This window comes from Rheinheimera baltica, assembly GCF_030731985.1.
Classification (GTDB): domain Bacteria; phylum Pseudomonadota; class Gammaproteobacteria; order Enterobacterales; family Alteromonadaceae; genus Alishewanella; species Alishewanella baltica.
In genome coordinates this window covers 1-1,015 of the sequence record NZ_JAPJDY010000027.1, presented here as the reverse complement: position 1 = coordinate 1,015, position 1,015 = coordinate 1, and the positions used below count along the sequence as shown (strand labels likewise).

The window sequence follows — 1,015 nt, the reverse complement described above, 5'->3', positions numbered from 1 at the left end:
CACCAGCACCTTTTGAAAACGGCGCTCAAGCGCTGCATCTTTCTCAATATACTGACGATATTCATCTAAAGTGGTTGCACCAACGCAATGTAAATCACCACGGGCTAAGGCAGGCTTTAACATATTACCCGCATCCATAGCGCCTTCGCCTTTACCGGCACCAACCATAGTGTGTAATTCATCAATAAACAGAATAACCTGGCCTTCTTCTTGGGATAATTCGTTCAAAACAGCTTTTAAGCGCTCTTCGAATTCACCACGATATTTTGCTCCCGCGATTAATGAGCCCATATCTACAGAAAGCACACGCTTGTTTTTGATCCCCTCAGGGACTTCACCATTCACAATACGTTGGGCCAAACCTTCCACAATTGCCGTTTTACCAACACCAGGCTCGCCAATTAGCACTGGATTGTTTTTACTCCGGCGTTGTAAAACCTGAATAGTGCGACGAATTTCATCATCTCGGCCAATTACAGGATCTAATTTTCCCTGCTCTGCTCGCTCAGTTAAATCCACCGTAAATTTCTTCAATGCCTGGCGTTGGTCTTCAGCCTTTGGAACATCTCCTATTTGGCCACCACGAACGTGTTCGATGGTTTTATCCATCAACTCTTTTGATGCACCAGCATCTTTTAATGCTTTGGCTAGAGGGTCGTTCCCTTCGAGGGCTGCAAGGATAAATAATTCTGATGAAATGTATTTATCTTTGCGCTTTTGAGCCAACTTGTCACATAAGTTTAGTAGGCGAATAAGACCTTGCGATAATTGCACGTCACCGCCGGTGCCATCTACTTGTGGAAAACGCTCAAGCTCTTGACTTAATGACGAGCGCAACGCGCTGACACGAATACCCGCTTGGGTTAATAAAGGGTGAATTGAACCAGAATCTTGATTAAGCAGTGCCATCATTAAATGGATAGGTTCAATAAATTGATGATCCCGTCCTAATGCTAATGACTGCGCATCAGAAATGGCAATTTGAAACTTATTAGTCATACGATCGAGTCTCATA

General features: G+C 43.9%; 1 protein-coding gene. It reads right to left on the bottom strand.

All coding sequences use genetic code 11. The annotated features are described in order from the left end of the window. A partial coding sequence (locus ORJ00_RS18965; RefSeq protein WP_306140557.1) for a Clp protease N-terminal domain-containing protein occupies window positions 1–1,014 on the bottom strand: 1,014 nt, incomplete at its 3' end. Window position 1,015 lies beyond the last annotated feature (1 nt).